Source organism: Flavobacterium dankookense (genome assembly GCF_004362665.1).
Lineage (GTDB): Bacteria > Bacteroidota > Bacteroidia > Flavobacteriales > Flavobacteriaceae > Flavobacterium > Flavobacterium dankookense.
The window spans coordinates 24,551-46,573 of sequence record NZ_SNXR01000018.1; the positions used below are offsets into that span (position 1 = coordinate 24,551).

Annotated in this window: 23 protein-coding genes; 5 read left to right on the top strand and 18 right to left on the bottom strand. The window is 29.6% G+C overall.

Translation table 11 applies throughout. The features are described from left to right. The first annotated feature begins 14 nt into the window (after positions 1-14). Genes BC748_RS13020 through BC748_RS13030 form a run of 3 tightly spaced genes read left to right on the top strand, consistent with a single transcriptional unit; the run spans position 15 to position 2,018 of the window. The gene (locus BC748_RS13020) at positions 15-665 is read left to right on the top strand and encodes a hypothetical protein (protein ID WP_133533931.1); all 651 of its coding nucleotides are present in this window, start codon (positions 15-17) and stop codon (positions 663-665) included. Between the two features lies 1 nt (position 666). Continuing rightward, positions 667-1,263: a porin family protein gene (locus BC748_RS13025; protein ID WP_133533932.1), complete on the top strand. Its 597-nt coding sequence runs from the start codon at positions 667-669 to the stop codon at positions 1,261-1,263. A gap of 17 nt (positions 1,264-1,280) precedes the next feature. Beyond that, on the top strand, positions 1,281-2,018 hold the full coding sequence (locus BC748_RS13030) for an acyl-[acyl-carrier-protein] thioesterase (protein WP_133533933.1): 738 nt from the start codon (positions 1,281-1,283) through the stop codon (positions 2,016-2,018). 36 nt (positions 2,019-2,054) lie between these two features. On the opposite strand, the gene BC748_RS13035 is transcribed toward BC748_RS13030, so the two are convergent. The 13 genes from BC748_RS13035 to BC748_RS13095 all read right to left on the bottom strand — a co-directional run bounded on the left by BC748_RS13035 (position 2,055) and on the right by BC748_RS13095 (position 15,557). Further along, positions 2,055-2,756 (bottom strand): response regulator transcription factor, encoded by a 702-nt coding sequence (locus BC748_RS13035; RefSeq protein ID WP_133533934.1) that lies wholly within the window; start codon positions 2,754-2,756, stop codon positions 2,055-2,057. Between the two features lie 5 nt (positions 2,757-2,761). Then, positions 2,762-4,342: a sensor histidine kinase gene (locus BC748_RS13040; RefSeq protein WP_133533935.1), complete on the bottom strand. Its 1,581-nt coding sequence runs from the start codon at positions 4,340-4,342 to the stop codon at positions 2,762-2,764. A gap of 70 nt (positions 4,343-4,412) precedes the next feature. Further along, a complete protein-coding gene (coaE, locus tag BC748_RS13045; protein ID WP_133533936.1) occupies positions 4,413-4,997 on the bottom strand; it encodes a dephospho-CoA kinase in 585 nt (194 codons plus the stop codon). Beyond that, positions 4,994-5,998 (bottom strand): glycosyltransferase family 2 protein, encoded by a 1,005-nt coding sequence (locus BC748_RS13050; protein ID WP_133533937.1) that lies wholly within the window; start codon positions 5,996-5,998, stop codon positions 4,994-4,996. Before BC748_RS13050 ends, coaE begins: the two co-directional genes overlap by 4 nt. 83 nt (positions 5,999-6,081) lie before the next feature. After that, positions 6,082-7,755, bottom strand: coding sequence for a T9SS type A sorting domain-containing protein (locus BC748_RS13055; protein ID WP_133533938.1), 1,674 nt, complete (start codon positions 7,753-7,755; stop codon positions 6,082-6,084). Positions 7,756-7,862: 107 nt separating this feature from the next. Continuing rightward, positions 7,863-9,056: an enoyl-ACP reductase FabV gene (fabV, locus tag BC748_RS13060; RefSeq protein ID WP_133533939.1), complete on the bottom strand. Its 1,194-nt coding sequence runs from the start codon at positions 9,054-9,056 to the stop codon at positions 7,863-7,865. A gap of 44 nt (positions 9,057-9,100) precedes the next feature. Further along, on the bottom strand, positions 9,101-10,753 hold the full coding sequence (recN, locus tag BC748_RS13065; RefSeq protein WP_133533940.1) for a DNA repair protein RecN: 1,653 nt from the start codon (positions 10,751-10,753) through the stop codon (positions 9,101-9,103). Between the two features lie 42 nt (positions 10,754-10,795). Further along, positions 10,796-11,683: a type IX secretion system protein PorD gene (gene porD / locus BC748_RS13070; RefSeq protein ID WP_133533941.1), complete on the bottom strand. Its 888-nt coding sequence runs from the start codon at positions 11,681-11,683 to the stop codon at positions 10,796-10,798. After that, positions 11,667-12,914 (bottom strand): bifunctional phosphopantothenoylcysteine decarboxylase/phosphopantothenate--cysteine ligase CoaBC, encoded by a 1,248-nt coding sequence (gene coaBC, locus BC748_RS13075; protein WP_133533942.1) that lies wholly within the window; start codon positions 12,912-12,914, stop codon positions 11,667-11,669. The genes porD and coaBC overlap by 17 nt, the downstream gene beginning before the upstream one ends. Before the next feature lie 6 nt (positions 12,915-12,920). Continuing rightward, entirely contained in the window at positions 12,921-13,241 is a 321-nt protein-coding gene (locus tag BC748_RS13080) for a DNA-directed RNA polymerase subunit omega (protein ID WP_133533943.1), read from the bottom strand. 8 nt (positions 13,242-13,249) lie between these two features. After that, positions 13,250-14,044: an outer membrane protein assembly factor BamD gene (locus BC748_RS13085; RefSeq protein ID WP_133533944.1), complete on the bottom strand. Its 795-nt coding sequence runs from the start codon at positions 14,042-14,044 to the stop codon at positions 13,250-13,252. 108 nt (positions 14,045-14,152) lie between these two features. Next, positions 14,153-15,037: a 4-hydroxy-tetrahydrodipicolinate synthase gene (gene dapA / locus BC748_RS13090; RefSeq protein WP_133533945.1), complete on the bottom strand. Its 885-nt coding sequence runs from the start codon at positions 15,035-15,037 to the stop codon at positions 14,153-14,155. A gap of 1 nt (position 15,038) precedes the next feature. Then, entirely contained in the window at positions 15,039-15,557 is a 519-nt protein-coding gene (locus BC748_RS13095) for a DUF6913 domain-containing protein (RefSeq protein WP_133533946.1), read from the bottom strand. 48 nt (positions 15,558-15,605) lie between these two features. Here BC748_RS13095 and BC748_RS13100 point away from each other — a divergent pair, with 48 nt between their 5' ends. Next, positions 15,606-16,382: a 5'-nucleotidase C-terminal domain-containing protein gene (locus tag BC748_RS13100; RefSeq protein WP_133533947.1), complete on the top strand. Its 777-nt coding sequence runs from the start codon at positions 15,606-15,608 to the stop codon at positions 16,380-16,382. A gap of 4 nt (positions 16,383-16,386) precedes the next feature. Next, entirely contained in the window at positions 16,387-17,301 is a 915-nt protein-coding gene (locus BC748_RS13105; RefSeq protein ID WP_133533948.1) for a bifunctional metallophosphatase/5'-nucleotidase, read from the top strand. On the opposite strand, the gene BC748_RS13110 is transcribed toward BC748_RS13105, so the two are convergent. From BC748_RS13110 to BC748_RS13130, 5 genes are all read right to left on the bottom strand, one after another. Beyond that, the gene (locus tag BC748_RS13110) at positions 17,287-17,976 is read right to left on the bottom strand and encodes a hypothetical protein (RefSeq protein WP_162846475.1); all 690 of its coding nucleotides are present in this window, start codon (positions 17,974-17,976) and stop codon (positions 17,287-17,289) included. The two genes, BC748_RS13105 and BC748_RS13110, sit on opposite strands and share 15 nt — an antisense overlap. A 4-nt stretch (positions 17,977-17,980) precedes the next feature. Then, a complete protein-coding gene (locus BC748_RS13115; protein ID WP_162846476.1) occupies positions 17,981-18,691 on the bottom strand; it encodes a lysoplasmalogenase family protein in 711 nt (236 codons plus the stop codon). A gap of 19 nt (positions 18,692-18,710) precedes the next feature. Further along, a complete protein-coding gene (locus BC748_RS13120) occupies positions 18,711-19,412 on the bottom strand; it encodes a lysoplasmalogenase family protein (protein ID WP_133533951.1) in 702 nt (233 codons plus the stop codon). 64 nt (positions 19,413-19,476) lie between these two features. After that, positions 19,477-21,474, bottom strand: coding sequence for an NAD-dependent DNA ligase LigA (ligA, locus tag BC748_RS13125; protein ID WP_133533952.1), 1,998 nt, complete (start codon positions 21,472-21,474; stop codon positions 19,477-19,479). A 73-nt stretch (positions 21,475-21,547) separates the two neighbouring features. Continuing rightward, positions 21,548-22,021, bottom strand: a complete 474-nt coding sequence (locus BC748_RS13130; RefSeq protein ID WP_133533953.1) for a DUF6495 family protein — start codon at positions 22,019-22,021, stop codon at positions 21,548-21,550. Positions 22,022-22,023 lie beyond the last annotated feature (2 nt).

Below are 22,023 nucleotides of genomic sequence, written 5' to 3' on the forward strand. Positions count from 1 at the left end.
TGAAATAAACTTACATGAAAAAATACTTTTTACTAATTATATTTATCTCTTGTGTTTCTTGTACTATTCCTTATGATGCGGAAACAAGATTGGTATTTGAAACTAAATTGGTAGACTCGAATGATAATAGTTTGGAAGGAATTGACGTCGAAATTACCGTTAGTAATGGCAGCGGTTTTGGCTCTAGTAGTGAATTATTAAGCTTCGGGAAAACAAATAGTAATGGCGAGTTGCGATTAATTTTTCCTTCGCCAGAATTTGATCGTGGTTATGACCTTTCTGTAAACTCACCTTATAGTGATAATGAAAATTATGTTCCTTTAGAAATAAACAACATAGGTATCGAAAATTTTAATGATTATAAATTAACTATCCCCAAAATTTATAGATTAACCTATGATGAAAGTGTTCAAGTTTATTTAGAATTTAATTCTATAAATAATTCAAATAAAATAACAAATGTATTTATTGATGGAATTAACTCGCCTTATAGTTCCTCTTTTTTAGACGAAGAAGAAACATTTTATACATATAATTTTTTTGCAAAAAAAAATCAAACAATTCAAATAAACTATACTGTAAAAAATATATCAGGTCAGTTACAAAATGTATCTCAGGAATTGGTTATCAATGAGGAAAATATTAGTCAAATAATAAATTATTAAAATGGGAAATAAATTTTTAATTCTTTTGTTTTTATTTATTTTTCCTTTTTGTTTTTCGCAAGAAAAAAAAGATAATGAACTCAACTTAAAAACATCGTTTTCAATTGGTTTTATTTACCCTATTGAATTTGGTTCAACAGCATTAGCTAAAGGTCATTCATCAAATTTAGGAGTAACAAGTTCACTAGGAATTTTAAAATATTCAAATTTTTCAGGTGGAATTGGACTAGATTATATTTTCTACTCTGTTGAAGATAAACAGCTTATTGGAAACTATGGAAGTTCTAAACACAATTCTTATTTTTTTTACTTCAATTATGATTATCCTATTTCTAAAAAAATTTCATTAACTCCAAGTATTGGTTACGGATATTCTGAATTGGTTATTAAAAAAAGTGGAAAAAGACGTGGCGCACAAGATGGAAAAGAATTTAGATTAGGCACATCAATCAATTATAATTTTGATAAACATAACGCTTTGTGTTTTTCAATTCTTTATGTAAATAATAAATATGATGTAAAAACGGAAGAAACTTTAGAAGATTTTTTTGGAAAATCAAATAGTATTCAAATTGGAATTATTTATATAACTAAATAGATCAAAAATTATAATTCATGCCCATTTCAACCAACTTCACCTCTATTTTATACGAAGAAAAAGAAATCAACTTTCTTCAATGTTATCCAAACGGTTATTTGAAATACACTGATTTGTGCAATATTCTACAATTAACAGCAGCTAGACATGCTGAACTTGGTGGAATTAGTTTTAGCGATATGCAAGAATTTCATCAAGCTTGGGTTTTAAGTAGAATGCGAGTTGAGATAAAGCGTTTGCCAAAATGGCGAGATGTTATTACGATAAAAACGTGGATAAATTCTTTGGAAAATTCGCGCTCTACTCGTTGTCTAGAAATGTACATTGGTGATGAAAAAATTGTAGGTTGCGAAACATTTTGGGCAGTTTTCAACACTACAACTCGACGACCGAAGAATTTGGCTTTGCCTCATGAACATTTTCAAAAATTTCCAGAACGGGCAACTAACGAAACTTTTAGCAAAATTGATTTTCAACGAGAAATGAATTTAGCTGGAAAACATATTGTAAAACTTTCGGATTTAGATATTGTTAATCATGCTAATAGTGTTAAATATTTGGAATGGTGTTTGGACTGTATTGAAATGAATATTGTCAAAAATCAAACTATCATAAGTTTTGAAATGAATTATCTCAAAGAACTTTCTTTATATGATGTTGTTGATATTGTTTCACAAGAAAAAGACAATCAAGTAACTTTTGCCATACGCAAAGAAGAAAAAACTTGTTTCGCTCTTCAACTGAATTTAAAATAAAAATGGCCTCAATTTCTTGAAGCCATTTTGTTTAATTTATTTTTTCACAACCAATCTAAAACCTTCACCGTGAATGTTTAAAACTTCAACATTTGGATCTTCTTTAAGATATTTACGGATTTTTGCAATGTAAACATCCATACTTCTTGAAGTAAAATAATTGTCTTCTCTCCAAATTTTAGTCAACGCTAATTCTCTTGGCATTAAATCATTTTCATAAATAGCCATCATTTTCAATAACTCCGATTCTTTTGGAGATAGTTTAATTGGCTCTTGTCCTTCAACTGTTAGAAAACGTAGTTTAGAGTTCAAATTAAACTTTCCTATTTGGAATTCAAATTTAGCTGGTTCATTTTTATTTTCGCTAGCTTTTCTTTGAATAATTGCTTTAATTTTCATTAATAAAACGTCTGAATCGAAAGGCTTATTCAAATAATCATCAGCACCAACCTTATAACCTTTCATAACGTCTTCTTTCATTGATTTTGCAGTTAAGAAAATCAATGGCACTTCCTTATTTTTTTCTCTAATTTCTTTTGCCAATGTGTAACCATCTTTATAAGGCATCATGACATCAAGAATGCATAAATCAAAATTATCTCTTTTAAATTTTTCAAAACCTTCCATTCCGTTTTTGGCAAGCGTTACGTCGAAATCATTTAATGATAAATAATCTCTTAGAATTACTCCAAAATTCTGATCGTCTTCTACTAGTAATATTTTTTTATTTGTTTCCATATATGTTAATTTATGAGTGGGACTTTTATGATAAATGTACTTCCTTTTCCTTTTTCTCCTTCCACAAAAATCTGGCAATTGTGGTCGTCTATGATTCTTTTTACATAGGCTAGACCCAAGCCATGACCTTTGACATTGTGAATATCGCCAGTATGTTCTCTATAAAATTTTTCAAAAATTCTTTTTTGAACCGCTTTGCTCATTCCTGCTCCTTCGTCTTTTATTTTAATGATAACGTAATCTTTTACGTTTTCTGTATAAATGTTAATAACTGGTTTATCTGGCGAATACTTGATCGCATTATCTAAAATATTTACAATAACATTTGTAAAATGAACATCGTTAATCAAAACTGTTCCTCGTTCTGCATGGAAATGTTTAGTTATTGTTCCTTCTCTGTCTTGAATAATTAGATTTATATGTTCAATCGCATCTTCAATTATGTTATGTATATCGTTGTTTTCTTTTGTAATATCTAATTCTTTCTTTTCAAGTTTAGAAATTCTTAAAACGTTTTCAACTTGTGAATGCATTCGTTTGTTTTCATCTTTAATCATTTGCAGATAGCGCAAGACTTTTTCTTTATCATCAATAATCTTAGGATTTTTAATGGCATCCAAGGCTAAGTTGATTGTTGCAATAGGTGTTTTGAACTCATGTGTCATATTATTTATGAAATCGGTTTTGATTTCGGAAATCTGACGTTGTTTAATCAATTGGCTTAATGCGTTTGAATAAGCAATAATAATTATTAAAGTGAATGTTATTGATAGCAATCCAATACCTATTAGTTCTGAGAATATAAATTTCTTTTTCTGAGGAAATGTTAAAAGTAATTCATACTTGGTTTTTCCTTCATTATCATAAAGAACAGGAATCGAATAGGTTGAATTTTTATCGTATCTAAAATGTTCTGACTTTATTTTTGTTGCCAAATCATTGCTGTAAACGACATATTCAAAAGGCGTTTTAATTCCATATTTTTTTAATTCTTCCGTCAACAATTTATTCAATAAATCTCTAGAAATTCTATCTTGAATAGCTCTTTGAGAGGCAATATCTCTGAACGAAATTTCAAAATAGGCATTTTCTAATATTTGATTACTTCCACTTTTTTCAATAACTAAATCAGGAGTTACATTTTGTTTGATTCCTGAATTATCAACTTTTTCAGTGTAAACTTGAGTTTTTCTTTTAGACGATAAACTTTTAATGCTCGTTGTATCACCAGTTTTTTCAAAGAACGAAGAATTTATTCCAAAATCTTCGGAATACATATTGTTTGAATAAATTATTGTTTCATTCGTTCTTTTATCTTTTTGATAATATACAAACTCCAGTAATTCTTCTTTTTTCGGATCTTTTCCTGTACTATCTTTTATTTGATTGTAAGTTTCATAAAAATTATATTTTTCAGTATCATCCAGTTTTTGAGCAACATTACCTAAAACTTGTTTTACTTGAAACTTAAATTGTTCCTCATTGTTTTCCATCGAGGTATTGAACCAATAGATTTGTACTAATATTATTCCAATTAGTGACAAACTCATGAGAATAACGAGAAGACGAAAAAAGAATTTATTCATTAAACAAATTTAACATTTTAACATTTAAGCCATCAATACATTAACCAAACATTAACATCTAGGTGATAAATTATTGATTTTTCAATATTTTGAGAATGCTATTTGCCTGTTTTTTAGCAATTTCGAGATCAGAATTGTAAATTATATAATCACTTTTTGACATTCTTTGTTCATCTGTCCATTGATTATTAATTCTTCTCATCACGTTTTCGTATGAAGTAGTATCGCGATGAATTACACGTTGTATTCTTTCGTCTAAAGGAACTACAATAGTAATAATCTTATCGCATAATTTATAACTTCCACTTTCAAAAAGTATTGCCGCTTCTTTAATTACAAAAGGGAAGTTTTGTTGTTTTTCAACCCAATTATCAAAATGATTTTTAACTTTTGGATGTATAATTGAATTTAATATTTTTAGTTTTTCGGGATTAGAAAATACAAATTCAGCAAGTTTATTTTTATCAACTTTATCATCAGAAAAAACAGTATTACCAAAAACAGTTCTTATTTCCAATTGAACTTCTTTAGTTTGCAGTATGTTTTTTGCTTCATCATCTGCAATATAAACAGGTATTCCTTTTGATTTAAAGTAATTAGCTATAGTGGTTTTGCCACTTCCAATTCCGCCAGTTAAGCCAATTATCTTTGTCATGGTTTTAATTTAAAAAACAATTCAGGAAAAGCTACTTGAGGATTTTGCTTAAGAATTTTAATTTTTATGAAAGATTTCAAGAAACCACTTCCATAACCAAAAAATTGCTTAGTAACAGCTAAGACAGAGAGGAAACCTATTTTTAAACTTCTATTTTGAATACTTGAGAATAGTAAAATTAATAAATAATATACAGAATAAAATAGAATCGGGAAAAAGTATCCCATCAAAGCTAAAAATATTGAACCTAAAAAACCAAGAATAAATAGTGTTGGAAAGAAAAAAGTGAGTTTACTATATTCTGGATACCAACTATCTAAAATAGGTCTTGCTTTCCCAAATTTATTTACTTGAGTTGAAAATTTATCCCAATCTATTCGTCTTTTATGATAAACAAAAGCCTTAGTAAACAACCTTGTTTGAAAACCTAATTTCCATAATCGAATTGACAAATCGGGATCTTCGCCAGGATGAATATTTCCAAAACCATTTGATTTTTCAAAAGCATTTTTAGAAATTCCCATATTAAAACTTCTGGGTTGAAACTTACTTAATTTTTCAGAACCACCACGAATTCCACCTGTTGTTAAAAAAGAAGTCATAGCGAAGTTTATTGCTTTTTGTATGTCTGAAAAACTATCTAAAGCTGCGTCTGAACCTCCAAAACAATCAACATAGTTGGTGAGAAGTTCTTTTTCAACTTCTGTTAAATAGTGTGAAGGAATTATACAATCAGAATCAAAAATTAAAAAATAATTACCTTTAGCCGCTTTCATCCCAAAGTTACGAGAATCTCCTGGTCCAGAATTTTCTTTGAAGAAGTATGAAATTTTTAGATTTTGTTCAAATTCTTTAACAATTTCATCACTCTTTATCGTTGAACCATCTTCAATAATTACAATTTCAAATTCCTTTTTAAAATCAGATTTAACAAGGCTCTCAAGAAGCTCTTTTAATTCGTCAGGTCTATTATAAACTGGAATAATTATTGAAAAATACATGTCATCTTTTTTTACAAAGATACAGATATATAAAAAAGAAACCATCTATTTCTAGATGGTTTCAATTAGATTTTATAGAGAAATTATTCTTTAATTACTTTCAAAGTTTTAACTTGATCATTTGAAGTAACTCTAACAGTATATGCACCGCTAGTTAAATTAGACATGTCAACTTCTCCTTGATTAGCATTCATTAATTTAGAACTTACTTTTTGACCTAATAAATTAAAAATTTCCACAGTTGAAATTTCTTGATTGAAAGAAACATTCAATACATTTTTTACTGGGTTAGGATGTACTTTTAAACTAGTAAAATTAATTTCTTCATTAGATAATGCAGATGAAATTTGAATTCTAAATAATCCTTCTGGATTGTTTGTAAATTGAGAAAAGTTTGCAACGTTTATATAATATGTTGTTCCATCCACAGAACCTGCAATTACAAATTCTTCTCCTTCTCCTTCAAATGTGTCATCAACATTTCCTTCACAAACAAATGAAGTACAACTACCAGTATAAACTCCAATTTCTGGATCAAAAGCAGCACTAACTTCAGATAAAGTAATGGTAATATCACCACCATCGCCTTCAAATGAATACCAAACACCATCATTCATACCTCCACAATCAGTTACAATAACGAAACCTGCATTATTTGTAGCACTTAAAGCATTTACAGTTTCATCATAAGGCAAAGTTACTGCGGTTGCACTAGCACAATCATCATTAGCAGGTGTTGGAGCAGCTTCTACTGTTAATACACCACTAATAAATCCAGTTCCATCCCAGAAATTCCCACCTGATTCAGGATTAGTTGCATTAATACCACCATAAACATATGTGCCACCATTTAATTGAAATCTTGTTGCATAATAATATGTACCAGGATCAAGATCACTACCAATAGAAGTTTGATATTCATCATCATTTCCTACTTCTCCTAAGAAAGATGCAGGAACCCAAGTTGTCCAAGTATTTGGATTAGAATTTTCTCCTTCTGGACTAATACCAACCCATACAGAAATACCAGGTGCTTGCCCTGAAGTTGTATCCGTAAGTCCAGCTTCATATATTCTACCGTATACAATATCAGATTCTGTTTGAGAAATGGTTAAATCTGGTGGCCATTGCAAATTAACAAAATCTGGCATTGGCAAAGGTTCACTAAAAGAAACTATCGTCGGTGAGTCGAAACAAAAACCGTAATTGAAACCAACTTCACTTGGATCATCATTGTAATATATTCTATATCTAAAACCAGAAAGTTGCGAAGCAGTAAAATTTGAGATATTTAAATCAGGAGATGTATATAATGTCTTAACAGGAGTACAAAAATTATTATTAACTATTTCATTATTACCAGCTAAATTATCACTCCAAGGAGTCCAAGTTGAAGTAGCTGAATTCCAATATTCAAATCGTAAAATTTCCTCCACTACATATCGTCTAAAAGTGTGTTGAACACTAACTCTAATATTTTTCTCACTAGCATTAAAAGCAGCTGTTAAATCAATGACAGGAGATTCTGCTGCGATTTCATCATCTGTTGGATTAAATTCAGCATCTATTGCATCATCCTCATCAAAAGCAAAATTTGTAGAAGTTAATGGGTTTGCTTCAAATGCAGCAGGAATATTATTATAAGTTCCTGTTACTGTCCAAGCCGCATTAGGCCATCCAGCACTTTGGTTTAACACTTGCGATTTACCTTGCCAGGCAAAAAACAAAGCGAAAAAAAATAAGTAAATTTTTTTCATAATTAATTAGTTTAAAGTTAATTTGCTTTAAAGGTATTAATAAAATAAAAAACTCACAAACTAAATTTGTGAGTTTTTGATAAAAATGCAATATTGTTAATAATATTTTATGAATTTATACTTTTTACCATTACCATTTCGTTGGTATCCGCATCGTAATCTACACCTTCAAAACCAAATCCAAAAAGATTTAAAAAATCATTTTTATACCCAGCTAAATCGCCAATTTCAGATAAATTTTCAGTTTCAGCAATTTTCCATAACTCGGCTACTTTTTCTTGAACATCCTCTTGCATTTCCCAATCGTCAATTCTTATTCTTCCTTTATCATCAAGAGGAATATCGTTTCCATTATAAATTCTTTTTTCAAATAAACGTTGAATTTGCTCTATACAACCTTCATGCAGTCCTTTAGCTTTCATTATTTTATACAACAATGAAATATATAACGGAATTACAGGAATAGCAGAACTAGCCTGTGTTACCAATGCTTTATTTACTGAAACATAAGCTTTACAATTTATCGACTCTAATTGCTTTGTTATTTCAAAAGCAGTTGATTCTAAATGATCTTTTGCTCTTCCAATAGTTCCTTTTCTATAAACGGCTTCCGTAACTTCTGGTCCGATGTAGGAGTAAGCAATTGTCATAGCATCATTTGCTAAAACACCAGCATCATTGAGTGCTTTCATCCATATTGACCAATCTTCTCCGCCCATAACGACAACTGTGTTATCTATATCGTCTTGATGAGCTGGCTCAATAGATACTTGAGATACATTTCCTGTATGAAAATCTACTGTTTTATTGGTAAAAGTACTTCCAATAGGTTTTAGAACTGAACGGTGTAAAACTCCAGTTGTTGGATGCATTCTAACTGGTGATGCTAAACTATAAATTACCAAATCAACTTGACCTAAATCTTTTTTAATTAAATCAATAGTTTGTTGTTTTATTTCGTTTGAAAACGCATCACCATTAATACTTTTTGCATAAATACCCGCTTGAGTTGCTTCATTTTCAAATGCGGCAGAATTATACCAACCTGGAGTTGCTGTTTTTCCTGCTGCTGGTTCTTTTTCAAAGAAAACACCAATAGTTGCAGCATCGCATCCAAATGCACTGGTAATTCTAGATGCTAATCCAAAACCTGTTGAAGCTCCAACAACTAAAACTTTTTTTGCGCCGTCAACTTTTCCTTTTGATTTTACATAAGCAATTTGATTTTTTACGTTTTGTGCACAACCTTCTGGATGAGCTGTTAAACATATAAATCCACGCATTCTTGGCTCTATTATCATAATTCTATATTTATTGAAATTTATAAATCTAATTTGTTAGTTTTCTAATTTAATAATGCTTTCGCATGATTTACTGCCGACTCTGACATATCTTTTCCTGATAACATCTCGGCAATTTCCAAAACTCTGTCGTTTGAATTGAGTAATTTTATTTCTGAAATTGTTGTATTTTCTTTTATTGTTTTAAAAACTTTATAATGAAACTTTCCTTTTGCTGCAATTTGTGGTAAATGAGTTATGGCTAAAATTTGCATTTCTTTACTCATAACTTTCATTATTTCAGCCATTTTATTAGCTATTTCACCTGAAATTCCAGTGTCAATTTCATCAAAAATTATTGTTGGAAGCTTAGTATCAGAACTCAAAACCGATTTGACAGCTAGCATAATTCTTGACATTTCGCCACCTGAAGCTACTTTTTTTAGCAAGCCAAAATCAGATCCTTTATTGGCAGAAAATAGTAATTGAATTTCATCTTTTCCTGTGGAAAAATAATTTTCTTGATATTTTATATCAAACTTAAATTGAGCATTTGGCATTCCTAGTTGGGCCAAAATGTCAGTCAATCGACCGACCAATCTTGGCGCTACTTCTACTCTACTTTTAGATATTTGTAATGCTAATTCATTTAAATAATTTCTCTTTTCCCTGATTTCATTCTCTAATTTATTTAATTGATTATCAATATCATTTGATAAAAACACTTTAGCATCCAAATCCTCTTTTATTTCCAATAATTCTTCAACCGTTTCTACTTGATGCTTTTTTTGTAAAGCATAAAGCAATTGTAACTTTTGGTTATACAATTCAATTTTTTCAGGATTCAATTCTAAGTTTTCAGCTTCTTTCTTTAACTCTTGATTAATGTCTTCAAATTCAATTATTACACTATTAATCCTATCGTTTATTTCTTTATAATTGTCTGATAGATTTGAAATTTTTTGAAGTGAAAGTTTTATTTCTTTTAAGTTTTGAATAACACCAAACTGCTCATCATCAGCGATTGCTATTGTTTTTTCAATATTTTCCTTGATGAATTCAACATTATTTAATTTTTCTAACTCTGTTTCTAACATTTCTTGCTCTCCAACTTTCAAATCGGCGGCAATTAATTCTTCTAATAAAAAAGTAGTATAATCTTGCTCCTTCGAAAGTGCATTTTTGCTAGCAAGTAACTCATTAAACTTCAGTTCAACTTTTTTAAATTGGGATAAAGTAGCTGAATAGTCTTTAATTATGTCTTGATTCTTAGCAACCAAATCCAATAATTCAATTTGAAAATTTTGATTTGATAATTCTAGGGTTTGATGTTGCGAGTGAATATCTATCAAGTAAAAACCTAAGTCCTGAAGCTGTTGAAGATTTGTTGGTGAATCGTTTATAAAAGCTCTTGATTTTCCACTAGGAAGAATTTCGCGTCTAATAATTGTTTCTTCTTCGAAATCAATATCATTTTCATCAAAAAAAGAATGGAGATTGTATTTTTTTATATTGAAAGTTGCTTCAATAATACATTTTTCTTCTTTATTTTTTAAAGATGTTAAATCCGCTCTTTTCCCAAGAAGTAGTCCTAAAGCTCCAAGTAGTATTGATTTTCCAGCACCAGTTTCACCAGTAATAACTGAAAAACCTTCTGAAAAATTGATATTTAATTTTTCAATTAAAGCAAAATTCTCAATTGAAAGCGATATAATCATGTCTTAAAAATAGTAAATCAGTTTAAGTGTAAATTTAGTAATTTATAACTTAATTGATGCCCATTTACTGGAATTGATTGGAGAAATTTTATTTAACTTATCAACAACTTCTGATATTGAAACAATTGGTCCACCTGACAAGATTGAAACAATTTCGTCTGATTTAGCATCAAAAAAGGTTCTTGTCAGAAAGGCATTTGGTCTAACTGAATAAATTTCTGCTATTTTATCTATAGATTGGAAAATTTTATTTTTTCCTCCTTTTAAGTCAGTTGCCATAGTGTCAAGTCCTTCTCTGTGATATAAATAAAGTGTTTCTCTGTAAGCATCGAATGTTCCTGATAAAATATCTGTAACAAGAAAAAATCTGTTTTGATTTCCATCTGCTTGACTCCAACCTTTGTAACCACCTTGTTGAGCAACAGATAGAATTTGTTGAGCAACTTCAAACCAACTTGTACCTGATTTGAGAGCAAAAGTATCCGCATCAAAACCTAAAATCATGTAGCTATAAAAGGATAAAACCGAAACTAAATTTGAATCAAAAGTTGCTGGATTGAACAACAAGTTCTCAAATTCAGTATATTTAAAATTAAAGTCATTATCATTGAAATTAAAGACTGGTGAAGCATAGGTTGACTTGAAAACTGGTCTAGTAGATTGCACTTGAATTGAAGCTGAAAAATTAGTTTCAGAATAACTATTGATAATAATTACCATCGAACAGTTGATTTTTTCGTGTTGCTTCAATGTCTCGCCTGTCCAATCTGTTTTGTTTACAAATTCAGTAATTGCTATTTCAAGATTTCTAAATAATTGAGCATTAGTTGTTGCGACTTTATCAGAATTTATCTGAACAGTACAATTTAGTTGTTGTGCATTACTAATACCAACAACGAAAAGAAGTAAAAAACTAACTATTTTTTTCATAATGTAAAATTACTTTATTCAGAATATCATTGGCTACAGCTTCTTTAGATTTTAGGTCTTGTGGCTCAACTACAAAGTTTTTATCTATAAAAGTCACTTTATTAGTTGGTTTGCCAAAACCTGCTCCTTCATCTTGTAGCGAATTTAAAACTATCAAATCTAAGTTTTTTTTCTGAATTTTCAGCATAGCATTTTCAATTTCATTTTCAGTTTCTAAAGCAAAGCCAATCAAAAATTGTGATTTCTTTATTTTTCCCAACGATGCTAGTATATCTTTAGTTTTTTCAAGCTCAATTGTAAACTCAGTATCTGACTTTTTTATCTTTTGTTCTGCAACATTTTTAGGTTTATAATCAGCAACAGCAGCTGCGCAAATAGCAACATCAATTGTTTCAAAATAATTATGACAGGCATCATACATCTCTTGAGCTGACGTTACTCTAATTAAAGTAACGTTAGAATCGTCAATATGTAAATGTGTTGGTCCAGAAATTAAAATTACTTGAGCGCCATGTTTTGCTGCACTTTTAGCAATATCAAAACCCATTCTTCCAGAGGAATGATTGCCTATAAATCGAACAGGATCAATTGCTTCGTATGTTGGACCAGCAGTAATGAGTATTTTTTTTCCTTTTAAAGGTAATTTGCTTTCTAAATCATTTTCTAAAAACAAGATAATATTTTCTGGTTCTGCCATTCTTCCTTCTCCAGACAAACCACTTGCTAGTTCACCAGATTCAGCTGGAATTATAGTATTCCCAAATTGTTTTAACGTTTCAAAACTAGAAATCGTTGAAGGATGTTTGTACATGTCCAAATCCATTGCAGGTGCAAAATAGATAGGGCATTTTGCAGATAAATAGGTTGCAATTAATAAGTTATCGCAATTTCCATTTGCCATTTTGGATAATGTATTGGCAGTTGCAGGAGCAATAACCATCAAATCTGCCCAAAGTCCTAATTCAACATGATTATTCCATTGCGTATTTTGCTTCGCCCGTTCGCCATTATGGCTCGGGTCATCATCTTCATTATAAAAAGTGGAATAGACAGGATTTTTTGAAAGTGTAGATAAAGTAAGCGGTGTTACAAAATCCTTAGAAGCAGGTGTCATTATCACTTGGACATGTGCACCTGCTTTTATAAATAATCTAACTAATGTTGCGGTTTTATATGCGGCAATTCCACCAGAAACTCCTAGTACTATTTTTTTTCCGCTTAAAACTGACATCGATAATTAGTCTTGAGTTGTATCTCTATAGTAAATTTTGTCATCAAGCCATTCTTGAACAGCTAAAGCGTGTGGCTTTGGTAATTTTTCATAAAATTTTGAAACTTCTATTTGCTCTTTGTTTTCAAAAATTTCTTCTAAACTATCATTATAAGTAGCAAATTCCTCTAGTTTCTCAATCAATTCTTTTTTAATTTCAGAATTAATTTGATTAGCTCTTTTTGCCATGATAGTGATTGCTTCATAGACATTTCCAGTACGTTCTTCTATTTGACTTTTGTTGTAAGTGATAGTGTTTACTGGTGCATTCGTCTTTTTTAAATCCATCTCTTTGTTTATTTAGAAAATTGTTTTAAATCGTTTTCAATTCTTGCTAACATTTCGTCAGCTGTTTTTTTATATTCTGTATCTGCTTTAAATTTTGTCAAATTTGAATAAGCTACTTTAGCATTTTCTAAACGTTCTTGCATCTTAGATGGTACGCTATTGATAGCTAAATTGTATGCTGAATCTAATTTATAATACAAAGCTTTTTCTTTGAAAGGAGTTCCTGGATAATTAATTACAAAATTATCCAAAGCAACAATAGCTGATTTGTGATCAGAAATTGTGTTGTATTGTTTCGCAATTTCAAATGCTTTCTTTTCAAGTTTTTCTCTCAATTCCTTGACTAATAAATTAGCTTCTGCCAAGTTTGGAGATTCAGGATACTCATCAATGTAACTCTGCAACTTATCTATTGCTTTGAAGGTATCAACTTGATCTAAACTATAAACAGGAGATAATTTCGAGAAACATTTTGCTCCGAGAAATGCGCATTCTTCAATTTTTTGACTTTTTGGATAACTAGCTGCAAAACTTTCAAATTGATAACCCGCTAAATAATATTGTTTTGTTTTGTATAATGATTGTGAATACATATAAAACATCTTTTCTGCTGAAGGTTTTCCTTTGTAAGCTGGCGCAATTTGTTCAAAAAGACGAATGGCTTTACCATATTTTCCAGCTTCATACATTTTTGTTGCTACATCGAATTTAACCGAAACGTCCTCAGATTTCATTGCTTTTTGATATTCGTTACATGACGAAAAAAAGACAACTAAGGCAATAATTACAAAAAATTTCTTCATTTAATTTAATATTTCAGCCTATTTTAAAGACATTTTGAACTTTAAAAAGCAACTGCAAATTTAGTCATTAATTATGGAATACAAAATATTTTTTTTAGCTACTTGCTACTACATTTTTGTAATTGTTGTAACAAATGATTTTATGCGTCCTGAAAGCTCATCGTCAACAGGAATTAGTGGCAATCGGACTGTATTTTCAGAAAGTCCTAATGTTTTAAAAATCTCCTTTATTCCTGCTGGATTTCCTTGTTCGAATATCATATTTATTGAGTCAGCTAATAAATAATGTAATTTATATGCTTCCTCAACTTTTTTATTTAATCCAAGATGAACCATTTCTGAAAATTCTTTTGGAAAACCTTCCGCAATAACCGAAATCACACCTGAACCACCAGCTAAAACCATCGGTAAAGTAATCATATCATCACCAGAAATAACCAAGAAATCGGCTGGTTTATCTTTAATCAAAGTCATCGCTTGAACAATATCTCCAGCAGCTTCTTTGATAGCTACAATATTTTTAAAATCGTTAGCTAATCGCAAAACTGTTTTTGGCAACATATTACTAGATGTTCTTCCGGGAACATTGTATAAAATTATTGGCAGAGGCGAAACTTCTGCAATTGCTTTAAAATGCTGATAAATTCCTTCTTGAGTTGGTTTGTTGTAATATGGTGAAACAGAAAGAATTGCTACGAAATCAGAAAGATTTTTCGATTTCAATTCGTCAATCACATGTTGTGTGTTATTTCCGCCAACACCAAGCACTAATGGCAATCTACCGTTATTTGCTTCAACAATTGTTTTAATTACTAATTCCTTTTCAGCTTCATTGAGTGTTGCACTTTCTGCAGTTGTTCCGAGAATTACAAGATAGTCAATTCCATTATCAATTTGAAAATTCACAATTCGTTTTAATGCTTCAACATCAACAGAAAAGTCTTTTTTAAAAGGTGTTACCAGCGCAACGCCAGTACCAATTAGTGATTGCATATTATATTTTATTAAGTATTTTTAAATATTTGAAAAGTTCTTCTATAAAAACTTTATAATTTTCAGCGTTGGTATTAATCATAAAGTGGTTAATTCTCTTATCAATAGTACTAAAACCAACTTTAAAACTAGCTTTTGATAGATGAGATGCTAAAATTAATGCTGCTTTTTCAGTATCATAATAATTCAGTAATAAATCAAATGGTTCGTTCATAAATTCTTGAACTCCTTTTTGCTCAATACTTCCACTCCAACTTAAATCTTTATAACTAAATGCAGGATAATCAAAGGTTTCATTTTTTTTAATTACATTTTTGAAAACCAAGACTTTAATATCACTTTCAAAAATTCCATTTTGAATTAATTCATTCACTAAATCTTGTTTTTCATAAAAATAACTTTCGTCGAAAATTATCCCAACCGTTTTTATCTTATCATCAGAGGCAGAAAGTTTTACATTTGATAAACTATTGGTAATAATTTTTTTTGTTAGTAGTTCCTTGATTTGATTTAAAAACATTGTACTTTTACTTGATTTACAAATTTACTAAAATTAGTAGTATTTACGATGGTAAAACTAAAAAACTATAACGTTGTATTAAAACAATTTGTTTTAATATTAACATTTGCTTTGCTTCTTTCTTGTGGTGAAAAAAAGTATTTCGTCACAAAAATTGAAGGCAAAAAAATAAGTATTGAAAATTCAGTAACAGAAAGCACTGAAATTGAAAACTTTGTAAAACCCTATCGCGAAAGTATAGACAAAGACTTAAGTCAGGTTTTATCATTTGCTCCAGAAACTTTAGATAAAACGGGTACTTGGCAAACACCAATTGGAAATTTTTTATCCGATATTACCCTTGAAAAAACACAACCTATTTTCGAGAAAAGAGAAAATAAGTCAATCGATATTTGTTTACTAAATCACGGTGGAATTCGCTCCATAATTCCTAGTGGAAATGTAACTTCAAGAACAGCTTATGAGATTATGCCATTTGAAAACACTACAATAGTTGTTGGACTTAAAGCGGAACAAATTGAAGAAATTGTCTCCTATATTATTTCGGAAAAAAAACCACATCCTTTGTCGGGAATGAGTTTTACTATTGACAAAAATAACAACCCAACATCGATTTTGGTTAATAACAAACCGCTTGAAAAAAATAAAATCTACTATGTAGTCACTTCGGATTATCTTGTCAATGGCGGCGACAACATGACTTTTTTTCAAAAAGGAGTTGAAAAATACAATCTAGATTATAAGTTACGAAATGTTTTGATTGATTATTTCAAAACAAACAAAGAAATAAAAGCCAACACTAACATTAGAATCAACAAAGAGTAATACAATGAAAAGAAGAGAATTTATAGAAAAAACAGCTTTAAGCTCAGCTCTAATTGGTCTTGGTGGCATTTCATTACCAAGTTTTACTACTTTAGAAAAAAAGCAAATTACTATACTTCACACTAACGATGTTCACAGTTATATCGATCCTTTTCCAACTAATCATCCAAAAAATCCAAATTTAGGTGGTGTTGCACGTAGAGCAGCAATTATTGAAAACATTCGAAAAGAAAATCAAAATGTTTTATTGCTTGATGCTGGAGATATTTTTCAAGGAACACCTTATTTCAATTATTATGGTGGCGAATTGGAATTTAAGCTAATGAGCATGATGAAATATGATATTGCTACCATTGGAAACCATGATTTTGATAATGGTATTGATGGTCTTTTTGCTCAATTACCAAATGCTAGTTTTGAATTTGTAAATGCTAATTATGATTTTAAAAACACTATTTTAAATGGTATAATTAAACCTTACAAAATAATCAATAAAGGTGGAATTAAAGTTGGTGTTTTTGGTCTTGGTATACAACTTGAAGGTTTAGTTGATAAAAATAATTACAAAGAAACAATTTATAACAATCCTCTCGAAATTGCACAAGATTTGTCAAGGATTTTAAAAGAAGAAAAAAAGTGCGATTTAATAATTTGTCTTTCGCATTTGGGTTATCAATATAAAAATGATGAGCAAAAAATTAGCGATTTAAAATTAGCTTCGCTCACTAAAAATATTGACTTAATAATTGGCGGACATACTCATACTTTTTTAGACAAACCCACCGTTGTGAAAAATAGTGAAGGAAAAGATGTTATCGTTAATCAGGTTGGTTGTTATGGATTAAATCTAGGTAAAATTGATTTCTTTTTTGACAATGACAAATCAAAAATTGCAGAAGGAAAATCAATTGTCATTTAATTTTTCTGCTTCAATAACATACTTGTAAAAAGAAAAAAATGCCAAAGCGTTTAATGTCATCGCTAACGGTCGTAACACTTCTTGGTACTCATTCTTGAGATAATATTTTTCGATAAATATCACAAACTGCAACATTACAAAAAGTAATGCGCTAATCAATAAAATTGAATTTTGTTTGTTGTCATTCATTACATAACTTGAAAGTGAAATTCCTGCAAAAAGAGAAATGAGCAAATTTTGAAGAATTAATAATGCAAAATTATTGTCTGGAATAAAAGGTGTTTCAAAAAAAAGATAGAAAAAAACAATTAAAAAAGGTGCTGTTGCAATAACAATTGGCACAGTGTCTTTAATTTTATTAAGTTTAAAAATTAGATAAACTATTAATATCCTGTGAATTGTAAAGACTATTAGAGCATAAAAAAGACATACTGTAGTATCGGGAATAAACAACAAATTAGTCAATAAAGACAATGACATTATAATAACAAAAAGCAAATCTCTTTTCTTACTTTCAATTACATAGAGTAAAATTAAAGCCAATGGAATTAAAGGTTTGAATACTAAAATTAAAGGTTTGTAGATGTAAAACTCGCTTATTACTTCGATTAATGCTAATCCAAAAAAAAGAAAAGTTACAATTCTGACAATGCTATTATTTTTTGTAGATTTCATCATATTAAGTAGCACTATCTTTTAAATCATTGATTATTTCATACTTGTTGTATCTGTTTTTCTCAGTTAAAAAGATAAACTTTGTCAAGAAAAATTGTCCAAAAACAAACATTACCATTGCTAAAGCGTGAAACAAGTTTCCATTTGAATAAAATAATTTTAAAATGAAAACAAATTGTGTAATTGCAAATAGCATTGTACTTAAGAACAGATAAAAGTTTGATTTACTTGTAGATAAAATATAATTCCCCAAACTCAAACCACCAAGAATTGTAACAAAAACACCATGCAAAAGAAATATATAAATATCATTTCCTAACTCTTTAAAGGTGAAAAAGCACACACTAAAATATATAAACACAAATGGTAAACTTCCGATAACCGAAGGCAGTAAACCTGGTGTTTTTACTTTTTTTACAACAATATAAATAATTAAAAATCTATATATTAAAAAAAATACTGAACCATACAGTATCCATTGATAAGTATTTGCAATAAAAAACATATTTGCTATCCAGCTAAAAATCAATGCAATAATGAAGTAAATATTACTAGAGTGAGAACGTTTTAAATAATACAAAATTAGCAACGGCATCAAAAGTGGCTTTGTGAACCATATTAACGATTTATCTCCATTAATTTCAGCAATAATTTCAATAAAAGCGACAATAAAAAAGGCGGTCAACAAAGCATTTGCCAACTTATGTTTTATCATTTTATTAAAATATGTGCTATTACCCATTTTTAATATAAATTGAATTTATACTTAAACTACTTCTTGTGGTGAAGAACTTAACCATAAAGAAATAGGACAAAAACTGTGTTGCTAAATTAAATATGTCAAACAAAAATGAACTAAAAACAAACTTATCGAAACAATAAAACAAATCTGAAATTAAAAAACACAATGACATACTAAACAAATTTAATGAATTTATGTTTGGATTCACCAAATAATTAAAAATCGAAATTGTTGCGATTATGATAAGTAATATTCCATACACTAAAAAAGTTACATGATTTTTTATAATTGCTTCAACAGGTAAATCTAATATTTCATTTAATAAAAGTAACAAAAAAAAGGCAACAATTGATGTGTAAAAAATAATTATTTTCTTAAACTTTACAAACCTAAAGTCTTTGATTACAGTATAAAGCAAGAGCACATATCCAAAAGCAAACGACAATAAAACCCAATCTAATTTACCATTTGGAAACATCAAAATAATCATGTCTCCAATGAAAAAAAATAAAAATACTAACAATAATAAATAGTTGGTTTTTGAAGTTTTTGTTTGCAAATAATAATATAAAATAGCAGGAATAATAGTTGGTTTCAAAAGCCAATCTACTTTTTCAAAATCAAATATTCGTGCCAAAATAACAAGAATACTAGCTATAAAAAACAAGTATAAAGAAGGCTTACTGTCTTTCATTCTCTACAATTGTTTTATTGGTTATCATATTCATTTCTAAAATATTAGGTTCGAAGATAGCAAACTATTTTATTATTTCAATAAAATCATCTTCAGAAATAATAGAAACCTTCAATTGAGTTGCTTTTTCTAATTTTGCTGGTCCCATATTTTCACCTGCAATCACAAAATCGGTCTTCGCCGAAATAGAACTTCCAACTTTTCCACCATTATCTTCTATAGCTTTTTTTAAATCATCACGAGAGAATTTTGAGAAAACACCAGAAACCACGAATGTTTTTCCTGATAGTTTATCTGTAGTATTTGGATTGTATTTTTCAATTAGTTCAAACTGAACACCAAATTGTTTTAAACGCTCGATAATTACCACATTCTCTTCATTTTCGAAAAATTCAATAACACTTTGCGCAATCTTCTCTCCTATTTCATCAACTAAAATCAAATCCATCAAAGAAGCATTTTTTATAGCGTCAATAGATTTGTAATGTTTGGCTAATTTTTTTGCAACGGTTTCTCCAACATATCGAATTCCTATGGCATAAAGTACACGCTCAAAAGGTATTTCTTTTGATTTCTGAACACCATTCACCAAATTTTCTGCCGATTTCTGCGCCATACGTTCAAGTGGAAGAATATCTTCAACGGTTAATTGATATAAATTCGAATAATCTTTAACCAAATTATTATTGAATAACAAAGCGACAGTTTCTCCACCAAGACCTTCAATATCCATTGCTTTTCGTGAAATATAATGCTGAATTCTACCTATGATTTGTGGTGGACAACCATAAAAATTTGGACAATAATGATTAGCTTCGCCTTCTTTTCGTTCCAATTCCGAATGGCATTCCGGACAATGTGTAATGTATTTTGTTGGTTCTGAAATGGAATTTCTTTTTGTTAAATCAACGGCAATAATCTTTGGAATAATTTCACCTCCTTTTTCAACAAAAACTTCATCACCAATTCGAATGTCTAATTTTTCAATTTGATCTGCATTATGTAATGAAGCACGCTTTACAATTGTTCCAGCCAATTGCACAGGTTCTAAATTAGCTACAGGCGTTATTGAACCTGTTCGTCCAACTTGATATGAAATCGAATTTAATCGGGTAGTAACTTGCTCTGCTTTAAATTTATATGCCATTGCCCAACGAGGCGATTTTGCCGTATAACCTAATTCATCTTGATGCTGAAAACTATTTACTTTTACAACTACTCCATCCGTTTCGTATGGTAAATCGTGACGATGTTTATCCCAATAATCAATAAAATCAAAAACTTCATTCAAATTATTAGCCATTTTTGATTCCTTTGGCACTTTAAAACCCCAATCTCTCGCGGCTTCTAAACTTTCAAATTGAGACGAAATTCCAAGATTATTTCCAACTATAAAATAAAGTAAACATTCTAATGGTCGTTTTCCAACTTCACTACTGTCTTGCAACTTCAAACTTCCAGATGCTGTGTTTCTCGGATTTGAATAAGGCGTTTCCCCAATTTCAATCAATTCCTGGTTCATTTTCTCAAAACCTTCAAAAGGCAAAATAATTTCGCCACGAATGTCAAATCGTTCAGGAAAATTTCCTTTCAATTGCAAAGGAATAGATTTTATAGTTTTTATGTTTGTGGTAACATCATCGCCTTGAAAACCATCACCACGAGTAACCGCTCGCTTTAATTTGCCATTTTCATAAGTAATAGAAATTGAAGCGCCATCATATTTCAATTCACAAGTATATTGTAACGGAACGTTTCCTAAAACTTTTTGAATTCTATTTTCCCAATCAATTAAATCTTCTTTAGAATAAGAATTATCCAAAGAATACATTCTATAATCGTGGACAACAGTTTGGAAATTTTTGGTAATTGCTCCACCAACTCGCTGTGTTGGAGAATTTTCATCAAAAAATTCAGGATGTTGTTTTTCTAACTCTTGAAGTTGTTTTAGTTTTTGATCAAATTCAAAGTCAGATATTGAAGGATTGTCCAACACATAATAATTATGATTATGCTGATTGAGTTCGTTACGTAAATCCTGAATGATTTTTGGAATATCCATAAAAGAAATTGGCTATTATAGTTACAAAATGTGTGCACTAAAATAGCCAATATTTTTTTAAAAAGAGTATTTTTTACGACTGAATTATTCCATTTATTTGTAAATATAACTGTCCATCGCTAAGAATTGCTCCTTGGGAAATCAAGTCAAAAATTGCTGTATTTCGTTCTTGTTCATATTCTTTTTTGCCTAAATGTATTTCGACTGTGTCTGTAAATAATTTATCGCTCAACCATTGCAATCCCTCTTTTTGCAAAAAATCAACATCAGAAACTAATGATTTTAAAACAATCGATTGGATTAATTTTTCTTGACAATGGAAAAGAAAAATATAATTTTTAGAGAAATGTTCCAGATAATTTGCGTTCTTCAAAACGCCTTCCCAAATCAAATCGGAGAAAACATCTAATTCCTGCTCGGCAACTTCGGGTTTATCTGTTTTGATTTTATCCCATTCTGCTTTATCTATTGATTGTGTTGCTAGGAAATTACTAAATTCCTGGTGCAATGCTTCAAACTGTTCTTTTGTTAGTCTTTTGTATTTCATGC